This is a genomic window from Oceanisphaera ostreae, assembly GCF_042676125.1.
Lineage (GTDB): Bacteria > Pseudomonadota > Gammaproteobacteria > Enterobacterales > Aeromonadaceae > Oceanimonas > Oceanimonas ostreae.
The window spans coordinates 22297-31125 of record NZ_JBHTJS010000031.1; the positions used below are offsets into that span (position 1 = coordinate 22297).

Below are 8829 nucleotides of genomic sequence, written 5' to 3' on the forward strand. Positions count from 1 at the left end.
TTGCCGTTAAGACGGGACCACCACCGACGACGCACACGGGCGCACCAAAAAACACACCAGCTCCGCCTCCCAATACATGACGCTTGCACCCTGTTATAACAACACAACTCACACCAACTTAACACCAATCGCTTGGCCATTAACCGCAAGCTCGGCATCACAATGCATTCCTGATGGCCGGTATAGTCGAGTTATCGGCCAGATACCAAGTAACTTGACACCTTTAATGATCAAGGCGCGATGATAACAAAGCTCAATGACACTATCTGCCGATATGAACAATTTCCTGAGGTTTATAGTAGGCGTAGTGCTCGGTCAGTCACGGCGAGTAGCCTGTTAAAATTAACGGCAGCTCTTTCATTTTTATTCGCTTGGGATATGCTGCAAGTCATGCTTGAAATCATGCTATTAACCAACGGAATCTCATGTTTAAACGACACTATTTAAGTTCGCTGATACTGGGCACCGCCTTAACGGGTTGTGCCAGCCACGCGACTACCGCACCGAGCTCCCCTCTCAAGGCCGCTGCGTTAGCGCCAGTAGCAAACACAACCGATACTGCGCCGGCAGCCAATGGCGCTGAGTTAGCCGACTTCAACAGCTGGCGTCAGGGTTTTCGCTCCAAGGCGCTGGCAAAAGGCATAAAACCCGCCGTGTTTGACCGCGCTTTTAAAGGGGTCACTATCAGTAAGCAGGTTATTAAGCTTGATGGTAACCAAGCCGAATTTACCCGACAAATTTGGGATTACCTCGACACCGCCACTTCGGCGACTCGCGTCAATACCGGTCGTGAAAAAGGCCAAGCGCTGGCGTCTACCCTAAAAGCGATAGAAACACGCTACCAAGTTGATGCCAGTGTGGTGTTGTCTGTTTGGGGCATGGAAACGAATTATGGCTCTTATCGCGGTAATACCAGCACTATCGCAGGCTTAGCGACGTTGGCTTTTGAGGGGCGTCGCCGTGATTTTGCCGAACAACAACTAATTGCGGCACTGCAGATCCTGCAAGCTGGCGACGTTACCCCAGAGCGCATGCGCGGCTCTTGGGCGGGTGCCATGGGCCATACCCAGTTTATGCCCACTAGTTATTTAGAATATGCTCAAGATTTTACCGGTGACGGTAAACGCGATATCTGGTCTGAAGACCCCACCGATGCCCTGGCCTCTACTGCGGCTTATCTTAAGCGCTTTGGTTGGCAGCATAAGGCGCCTTGGGGCGTAGAAATCACCTTACCTAAAAACTTTGACTATACCAAAGCCGACCAAGGTAACCGCCAGCCAGTGAGTGTGTGGCAAGCGCAAGGTGTTACTACCATCGGCGGTCAGCCATTACCTGACTATGGTGAGGCGGCTATTTTAGTGCCCGCCGGCGCTCATGGTCCAACGTTTGCTATTTTTAAGAACTTCTATGTGATCCGTCGTTATAACAACGCGACTTCCTATGCCATGGCAGTAGGACATTTAGCTGATAAAATAGCCGGTGGTGGTGAATTCGTCGCCAAGTGGCCACGAGAAGAACGCGCCTTAAGCCGCAATGAGAAAATAGAATTGCAGCGCATACTCACCGCAAAGGGCTTTAGTACCCAAGGCGCCGACGGCGTGATTGGCCCTAATACCATTAGCGCGATTCGTGCTTATCAGCAATCACGTAAGCAAGTAGCCGACGGCTACGCCAGCGCCTCTTTGCTGGAGCAGCTCAAAAAATAGCGGCCCTTCGGGTAGCGATAAGCCGTAAGCCGTAAGCTGTCAGATAAACACCGCTTTAGGTCTCGTTCCCGCGCTCTGTTTGGAAACCGGGGGAGTGGCGCTTTACGGTGTTTATCTTTAACGAAAGGCCTAAGACCTATAGCGTAAGGCGCTCGCTCTTGCGCTTTTTCTGACAGCTTATAGCTTAACGCTGACGGCTGTGTCTTCCTTCCTTATGCCAAATTATTAGCACTCATAACAAATTCGATTATAGATAAGTCGAATCAACTGCTAACATCCCGCCCAATCGATATAACTTACTGTTTACGGAGTGACCATGCTGCTGGTGCTATTTAATCTAGCTGTGTTTTTCTTACTGATGCTGTTGTTGGGTAAACTGGCCCGCAGCGGGCAGTCTCTTTCGCGCCAAGTGCTAACGGGTTTACTGTTCGGTGTGGCGGCCGGCTTTATCATGCAAGCTCTATATGATGCCACCACCATTGCTGGCACCTTAGAATGGGTCAACATGATAGGCTCAGGCTATGTGCGCTTATTGCAAATGATCGTCATACCACTGGTATTGGTGTCTATTTTGGGTGCAGTGGCGCGGATGCATAATGCCACCTCACTGGGTAAAATTAGTGTATTGACCCTTGGCGTATTATTGTTTACCACCGCCATTTCGGCTTTAGTGGGTGTATTCGTTACCCACAGCTTTGGGTTAAACGCCGCCGACTTGGTGCAAGGTGCCCGCGAGCTGGCACGTGCCGAACAGCTAGAGTCGCAGGTAGCCAGCGTCGCTAACCTGTCGATCCCCCAGCTGGTAGTGTCGTTTATTCCCCGCAACCCCTTCGCCGATATGACAGGTGCAAGCCCTACCGCCGTGATTGGTGTGGTTATTTTTGCCGTTTTTCTTGGCTTGGCAACACTCACACTACTCAAAGATGAACCTGAACAGGGTCGTCGCGTAATTGGCGGTATAGAAGCGCTGCAAGCACTGGTGATGCGTTTAGTGCGCTTAGTGATGAAGCTGACTCCTTATGGCGTAATGGCACTAATGACCAAGGTAATTGCAGGCTCTAACTTGCAAGATGTCATTAGTTTAGGGGGCTTTTTGCTGGCTTCTTATCTCGCTATCGCCATCATGTTTGTGATCCACGGCATGCTACTGACCTTGGTCGGCGTTAATGCCAAGCGCTTCTTCACTAAGGTGTGGCCGGTGCTGGCATTTGCTTTTACTAGCCGCTCTAGCGCCGCCACTATCCCGTTGAATGTGCAGGCACAAACCAGCAAGCTGGGTGTACCTGAAAGTATTGCCAACTTCTCGGCCTCTTTTGGTGCCACCATTGGTCAAAACGGCTGCGCCGGTATCTATCCGGCCATGCTAGCGGTAATGATAGCCCCTACTATGGGTATCGATGTGCTAGACCCATTATGGTTGGCCACCTTAGTTGGCGTGATCACCCTCGCCTCGTTTGGTGTGGCTGGTGTGGGCGGCGGCGCTACTTTTGCCGCGCTTATCGTATTACCGATTATGGGTATGCCCGTCGCGCTTGCCGCTTTGCTTATTTCAATTGAACCGTTAATCGACATGGCTCGCACGGCATTAAACGTGAATGGCTCCATGACCGCGGGAACCATCACCAGTAGGCTGTTAGGTCAAACCGACCAAGCAATTTTTGCCAAAGATGAACAGGCAGACGATACTCAAGGCGCAGCGCTAAGCCGCCCGCTGTAAGTCGCTATTAGCGACCGATAAAACAGCGCCCAGCTCATCATTTTTGTTGAGCTGGGCGCTGTACTCTCAATAAAAGTTCGCAGTAAAAGTTCGCCGCAACAGTGCGCAGCAAAAACCACTGCTACCACCCCGTATTTAACACCGCTCTCGATTCACCGCCCTTCATTTAGTAGCAATACGTCACCTCACAGCACCATGTTTTCTACCGTATTTTTTTAACCGCTGAAAGCATATCGCTGATCGCTCTTTTGCTGCAGACCAGTATAAAAATTTGTTATCATGGCACCATCACGTCATGCCGGTGCGCATGTCTATAAATCATTATTAATACAGCGCTCAGTCTGCGCTGGGGGAAGTTATGTCTCAGTTTGTTGTGTGTGCCCTTTATAAGTTCGTTACCCTAGAACAGCACGAAGCGCTACGCGAGCCACTGCAATCGATGCTCGAATCCGAGTGCATTCGTGGCACCTTATTGCTGGCTAATGAGGGCATTAACGGCACCGTAGCCGGCTCTCGCCAAGCTATCGAAAAGCTTAAAGTCTGGTTTGCTAACGACACCCGTTTTAGCGGCATTGATTACAAAGAGTCACTGAGCGAGGAGCAGCCTTTTTATCGCACCAAGGTGAAATTAAAGAAAGAAATTGTCACCTTAGGCGTAGAGGGTATCGATCCTAAACGTGTGGTGGGCACTTACGTGGCCCCCAAAGATTGGAATGCGCTGATCTCCGACCCAGACGTCGTGCTGGTGGATACCCGTAACGATTACGAAGTAGACATCGGCACCTTTAAAGGCGCTCTTAATCCCAACACGGAGAGCTTTCGTGAGTTTCCCGAGTATGTGAAAAATAACCTTGATGCCAATAAGCACAAAAAAGTGGCGATGTTTTGCACCGGCGGGATTCGCTGCGAAAAAAGCACCGCTTACCTTAAAGAACAAGGTTTTGACGAGGTTTATCACCTACACGGCGGCATTTTAAAATATTTAGAAGAAGTACCGGCAACAGAGTCGATGTGGGAAGGTGAATGTTTTGTGTTCGACAACCGTGTAACCGTCGACCATCAGCTGCAGCCCGGCCAATATCAATTATGCTCAGCCTGCCGTGCACCATTGTCGCCAGAAGACCTACAACATGCCCATTATGAGCATGGTGTGAGCTGCTCTTATTGTTATGATACGCAAACGCCCGAACAAAAAAGCCGTTACGCCGAACGCGAGCTCCAGCTGCAATTAGCACAAGCCAGAGGCGAAGCTCACATTGGCAGCGACGCCGTCGCCGCCGCCGAACAACGCCGCGCCGCAAAGCTGGAACGCAAGAAACAACAACAAGATAAAACACAGCGCTAAGCTTTAAGCCGTAAGCTGTCAGAAAAATCAAAAACAACACCCACAATATCGAGATCAGACGTAAAGGTCGGGTGTTTATCTTTAGCTGACCGCTTATAGCTGACGGCTTATAGCTTCGTGGAACGAACCTATGCTCTGGATTCCCTTCACCTTGTTTGCGGCTTTTTTGCAGGCGTGGCGCAATGCCTTTCAAAAACAGCTTAGCCAAGATTTAGGGGCCACTAGTGTAACGCTGGCACGCTTTATATTGGCAGGCCCCATTGCCGCGATCTACTTATGGCTGCTGTATCGCTGGCAACCTAGTCAACCTTTGCCACATTTTTCTGCACTGTTTGCCAGCTATATTGTGGGTGCCGCAATATGCCAAATTGTGGCAACCGCACTCATGGTGCGGCTGTTTCAGCTACGCAACTATGCAGTTGGCGTGGGATTGGCAAAAAGTGAAGCTATATGGGCCGCTATTTTAGGGGTCGGTTTTTTTGGCACCCTACTTTCGCCACTAGGTTGGCTGGGTGTGGTCATCGGCAGTATTGCCGTTGGCTTACTCAGCGGCCTGCGTCGGATCACGGGGGTAGTGTCGCCCAAAACCCTACTGCTTGGCGTTGCCAGTGGGCTGACCTTTGCCCTCACCTCGCTGTGGGTACGAGAAGCCAGCTTGTTATTGGAGCTGGCTTTTCCCTTTTCGGCGGCCTGGGTATTGCTGCTGGTGATCAGCCTGCAAACTATATTGCTGGTTAGCTGGCTGGCATGGCGCGATTTGCCAAGCTTGACCGGCTTGATCCGGCGTCCCAAATTAACGGCATTGGTGAGTATTACCAGCTGCCTAGGGTCTATCGGTTGGTTTAGCGCCATGAGTTTAGAAAGCGTGGCGTTGGTGAAAACCCTCGGCCAAATTGAGGTACTGTTTACCCTGCTCATTTCCGCTTATTACTTCAAGGCCAAACTCGCCCGCCACGATCATTGGGGTCTGGCACTCATCGTAATAGCGGCTATTTGCGTCATGTGGGCCTAACGCCTTGAATTAAACCGGTAGCGTCTAAATGACAGTAACTGCTTGACGCCTTCGATCACCAACAGACCAACAGCTAGCCAAATAGCGATGTAGGTGGGCCATTCTTCGGGCTTGATAGTTTCACCAAGGATCAGCGAGACAACCACCAGCAAGATGGGCTCAACATAAGTAAGCAGACCAAACAGGCTAAAGGACAAACGACGACTGGCCAGAATGTAGCACACCAGCGCCAATGCACTCACCATGCCCAGCCCCAACACCAACCACCAGAGCACGGGCCGCTGTTCAAAGGCGGCAAGCGGCAGGTCTACCGATACCACAAACCAGGCGGCAACCGGCACTATCAGCAACATGTCGACCCAGAGCCCACCTAAATTATCGCTGCCCAGCCAACGGCGCAGCACAAAATAGAGCGGATAACCAACGGCCACCACCAAGGTTTCCCAAGAGATGCCCCCCGCCTGCCACAGCTCATTGCCTACCCCAACCGCAGCAAAAAAAACGGCTGCCCATTGCAAGCGACTGGGCCGCTCCTGATACAGAAAGCGGCCAATAACCACCAGCATCAACGGCATCATAAAGTAACCTAGCGATACCTGCAGCCCACGCCCGTTAATGGGAGCCCACATAAAGATCCATAGCTGTACGCCGACTAGGGCGGCAGACAGGGGCAATCCCACCCACAACAGCGGCCGTGACTTAAGCTCAGAGAACAGGGCTTTTACCAGCCGCCAGTCGCCACTATAAAGCAGAAATAGCCCGACACAGGGCATGGTCAGCAACATGCGCCAGCCAAACACCACTTCGCCACTCAGTGGTTGCATCAGGCTGGCGTAATAATACAAAAACGCAAACAGTACCGACGAAAATACCGACAGCGCAACACCCTTGCTCACTCTGTTCTCCTCTAGTTATATATACACCATTATTTTGTGAACAGTTTAACAGATTTCGTTGAAATATTGAGCTGCAATATAAAATAAAAACATAAATATACGCCTGCCATTTGCATCTATTATAGTTCGTATCACTATAAAACAATCACTTAACAGGATATTAACAGGAGGGGGTTATTACAAACAAACCATGCGACATTGCATAACTGATGTGGTTCTGCCGTCATTCCCGAAGGAACGTCATCCTCGCGTAGGCGGGGACGGGAATCCAGGGCCTGTGGCGCAGATTTGTCAGCCTGCGCTTCTCCTGCAAAGACACTGGACCCCCGCCTTCGCGAGGGTGACGAGAAAGAAAAGCTAGCCTTAGTATCCACATAAGTTATGCGTGATTACTTATTGCATAACTCATATGGATTATTTGCCACTGAATACACGGACCACAGACAAGAGCACGGTTAGTCGTGAAGAGGGATGAGGGATGAGGGATGAGGGATGAGGGATGAGATAAAGATAGCACCGAGCGCTCGGCTCAACATAGGGGATTGTGTGTTCTGTAGGCGCAGCACTATCAGCCAGCGGAACGCCTGAAAAGAGACTGGACCCCCGCCTTCGCGAGGGTGACGACAAAACGAGTGTCATTCCCGCGAAGGCGGAAACCCAGCATCCGCACCTGTCATGCGGCATTACTTAGTGGGCTGGCATTGATCGTAATAGCGGCTATTTGCGTAATGTGGGCCTAACGCCGGGCATTAAACCGGTAGCGTCTGAATGCCAATAGTTGTTTAACACCTTCGAGCACCAGCAGGCCCACGGCTAGCCAGATGGCAATATAAGTAGGCCATTCTTCTGCCTTGATAGTTTCACCCAGTATCAGCGAGACAAGCACCAACAAGATGGGTTCAACATAACCCAGTAGACCAAATAGGCTGAAGGGTAAACGACGACTGGCCAGAATGTAGCACACCATCGCCAATGCACTCACCATACCCAACCCCAACACCAACCACCAAAGTACGGGCCGCTGTTCAAAGGCGGCAAGCGGCAGGTCTACCGATACCACAAACCAGGCGGCAACCGGCACTATCAGCAACATGTCGACCCAGAGCCCACCTAAATTATCGCTGCCCAGCCAACGGCGCAGCACAAAATAGAGCGGATAACCAACGGCCACCACCAAGGTTTCCCAAGAGATCCCCCCCGCCTGCCACAGCTCATTGCCTACCCCAATCGCAGCAAAAAAAACGGCTGCCCACTGCAAGCGGCTAGGCTGTTCCTGATACAGAAAGCGGCCAATAACCACCAGCACCAGCGGCATCATAAAGTAGCCTAGCGATACCTGCAGCCCACGCCCGTTAATGGGGGCCCACATAAAAATCCATAGCTGTACGCCGACCAAGGCGGCAGACAGGGGCAACCCCACCCACAACAGCGGCCGTGACTTAAGTTCAGAGAACAGGGATTTTACCAGCCGCCAGTCGCCGCTATAGAGCAGAAACAGCCCGGCACAGGGCATGGTCAGCAACATGCGCCAGCCAAATACCGCTTCAGCACTCAGTGGTTGCATTAAACTCGCGTAATAATACAAAAATGCAAACAGCACACACGAAAATACCGACAGCGCAACACCCTTGGCCACTCTGTTCTCCCTTGTTTAACTGATGATATATTTTGTCGGCAGCTTAACAGTTTTCGGTTGATACATTGAGATGCTGTTGAAAATAAAACAGCAAATATACCGATCATTTACAGTTAATAAGATAAATGTCACTTTTTACCTCATCACTTAATCTGAATTTCATAAATCGGTATTAAGTAGAACGGCATAACAGATGTGAAAACGAAACTGTAAGCTAAAGATATTCTTTGCCACGGAAGAACACGGAACGCACGGAAAAATAAAGATAAAATCAGAATAAAACCTGTTAATGGTGAAGCGTAAAGAGTGAAGAGGACAACCTAACTGACGCCATCTGACTTCTGCTTACTTTACCAATAAGATTTTTTGGATTTTTTCGTTCTTATCTCAGCTTAATTTTTCCGCGTTCTTCCGTGGGCTCCGTTGCAAAAAGTTATGGGTGTAAGGCTTTCCCGCTCTGTCATCCTAGTTGTCCGGTTGGCAATTCTGCCTAAGTTTATCCCAGTGGGGCGGTATA

General features: G+C 50.5%; 6 protein-coding genes. 4 read left to right on the forward strand and 2 right to left on the reverse strand.

Features of this window, described 5'->3' with window-relative positions:
- Window positions 1-425 precede the first annotated feature (425 nt).
- From ACFQ1C_RS07750 to ACFQ1C_RS07765, 4 genes are all read left to right on the forward strand, one after another.
- A complete protein-coding gene (locus ACFQ1C_RS07750) occupies window positions 426-1706 on the forward strand; it encodes a lytic murein transglycosylase (RefSeq protein WP_379558037.1) in 1281 nt (426 codons plus the stop codon).
- Between the two features lie 316 nt (window positions 1707-2022).
- A complete protein-coding gene (locus ACFQ1C_RS07755; RefSeq protein ID WP_379558038.1) occupies window positions 2023-3423 on the forward strand; it encodes an L-cystine transporter in 1401 nt (466 codons plus the stop codon).
- Between the two features lie 358 nt (window positions 3424-3781).
- On the forward strand, window positions 3782-4768 hold the full coding sequence (gene trhO, locus ACFQ1C_RS07760; protein WP_379558039.1) for an oxygen-dependent tRNA uridine(34) hydroxylase TrhO: 987 nt from the start codon (window positions 3782-3784) through the stop codon (window positions 4766-4768).
- A gap of 130 nt (window positions 4769-4898) precedes the next feature.
- On the forward strand, window positions 4899-5780 hold the full coding sequence (locus ACFQ1C_RS07765; RefSeq protein ID WP_379558040.1) for a multidrug transporter: 882 nt from the start codon (window positions 4899-4901) through the stop codon (window positions 5778-5780).
- On the opposite strand, the gene rarD (ACFQ1C_RS07770) is transcribed toward ACFQ1C_RS07765, so the two are convergent.
- Window positions 5777-6676, reverse strand: a complete 900-nt coding sequence (rarD, locus tag ACFQ1C_RS07770) for an EamA family transporter RarD (protein WP_379558041.1) — start codon at window positions 6674-6676, stop codon at window positions 5777-5779. The two genes, ACFQ1C_RS07765 and rarD (ACFQ1C_RS07770), sit on opposite strands and share 4 nt — an antisense overlap.
- Window positions 6677-7412: 736 nt before the next feature.
- Complete coding sequence (rarD, locus tag ACFQ1C_RS07775) at window positions 7413-8312, reverse strand: EamA family transporter RarD (protein WP_379558042.1); 900 nt, start codon at window positions 8310-8312, stop codon at window positions 7413-7415.
- Window positions 8313-8829: the final 517 nt, after the last annotated feature.